This window comes from Arsenophonus sp. ENCA (assembly GCF_002287155.1).
In the GTDB taxonomy this organism is placed as follows: domain Bacteria; phylum Pseudomonadota; class Gammaproteobacteria; order Enterobacterales; family Enterobacteriaceae; genus Arsenophonus; species Arsenophonus nilaparvatae.
On sequence record NZ_NHNG01000365.1, the window covers coordinates 1 to 1,638 of the forward strand.

Consider the following 1,638-nt stretch of genomic DNA (forward strand, 5'->3'; position numbering starts at 1 on the left):
ACGATTATCTCGTAACAGCCGCTCTTTGTTGATCATTTCAAACCTTTATTCTCTAAGTTAAACCTCTTTTTATTCTCAATAGCGTGACAAAAAATGCAAGTCTCTATTCAGCAACTAGTTTTATAGATTTTTCTATGCTTATAGAACTTTTATTAGCAAAAAAATCTTTATTCTGGCTAGGCTTTGGAGCCAGGTATGCAGGGAACAATATCCAAAAAATTATTGAATTGACTAACTCTGCTGTTATAACAACGCCGAGAGGTAAAGGTATCATTTCCGAATATAGTCTGGCCTCCATAGGAACTACTGGGATAGGTTCTATTAGTAAAGAAATAACTAAGCAGATAACTGGTGATAGCTCTCGCTATGTGGTTGTAATTATGGGGAGTCCTCTTAGCGAACTGAGCGCATTTTATTTACAAAAAAATTTTAGCAATATAGATTTATTTTATGTCGGTCTGGAGGCAGATAAAGTAAGAAATAATCTTCCTTCTAATGCGATTGTTTTTAAAAGTGACATTCAATGCTTTACTGAAACTTTGCTTAGTGCACTTCAGAATAAGGTAATTCATAAATCAGCTGTTCAATACTCAGCGCTGATGGTTGAATTTGTTGATTATATTATTAAAGATAATAATGATTCTGATAAAGTTATCCATCCATTAGCGGTTATGAATATCATTCAGCGTGTCGCAATTAATAAGAATAACTGCTACATAGCTGCTGAGGCTGGAAACTCATTTTTTTGGGCAAGTCACTACCTGAAATTTTCTCAATCTGGGCGTTATCGGCTAGGGACTGCATTTGGGGCTATGGGGCATTATGCTTGTGGATTAGTTGGTATTGCAGCTGGTTTTAAAGAGTGTGCAATTGGGATTATTGGTGATGGTGCTATGTTAATGGCAAATGAAGTCAGCACAGCAGTGCGCTATCATCTTGCTGCCATTTGGTTGGTGATGAATGACAGCAGCTATAATATGTGCCGTCAAGGGCTAGAAATGTTAAATAGCGACCCACTCGATTGCGATATACCAGTGACTGATTTTGCCTTGTTTGGTCGTGCTTTAGGGGCAGATGGTTATCAGGCCAATAATTCTCAACAATTAGAGGATGCTATTGTTGAGGCGATCAAAAATAGAAACCCAGCAGTGATTGATGTCAGAATTGATAAAAATGCAGTTCCGCCGCTTAAAGATAGGATTGAAACGCTTAAAGGATTTATAAATGATTAATAATATTTCGTTAATTTCCTGTGCTGGCGCATTACCAAATCAGCAGCAAAACATATTAAGAGAAAATAATAAAAAGACAATATTTTCAACAAATGACAATTATTTACCTGGTAAACGTAGTTTATGGCGACTGGATGAGAAGGACGCGGTGACTAAATTAATGGTAAATTGCTTATTTAAAGCTTTAGACCAGGTGAATATGAATATCAATCAGCTCGATTGTATTATTATTAATCTGGTTTGGCCTGGGAACATCCTGTATGAAGAAGTTATTGCTATTAAACTAGTTGCTGAATAGAGACTTGCATTTTTTGTCACGCTATTGAGAATAAAAAGAGGTTTAACTTAGAGAATAAAGGTTTGAAATGATCAACAAAGAGCGGCTGTTACGAGATAATCGTTTATG

At 36.0% G+C, this 1,638-nt stretch carries 2 protein-coding genes; both read left to right on the plus strand.

Going from position 1 to position 1,638, the window contains the following annotated elements; all coding sequences use genetic code 11:
- Nucleotides 1-83 precede the first annotated feature (83 nt).
- Nucleotides 84-1,232 (plus strand): thiamine pyrophosphate-dependent enzyme, encoded by a 1,149-nt coding sequence (locus CBG25_RS09545; protein WP_290606265.1) that lies wholly within the window; start codon nucleotides 84-86, stop codon nucleotides 1,230-1,232.
- Nucleotides 1,225-1,530 (plus strand): hypothetical protein, encoded by a 306-nt coding sequence (locus CBG25_RS09550; protein ID WP_290606266.1) that lies wholly within the window; start codon nucleotides 1,225-1,227, stop codon nucleotides 1,528-1,530. Before CBG25_RS09545 ends, CBG25_RS09550 begins: the two co-directional genes overlap by 8 nt.
- The last annotated feature ends 108 nt before the right edge of the window (nucleotides 1,531-1,638 follow it).

Bases quoted from the DNA above. Each gene is read 5' to 3' on its own strand.
- CBG25_RS09550 (WP_290606266.1), top strand. From the start codon at position 1,225: ATGATTAATAATATTTCGTTAATTTCCTGTGCTGGCGCATTACCAAAT.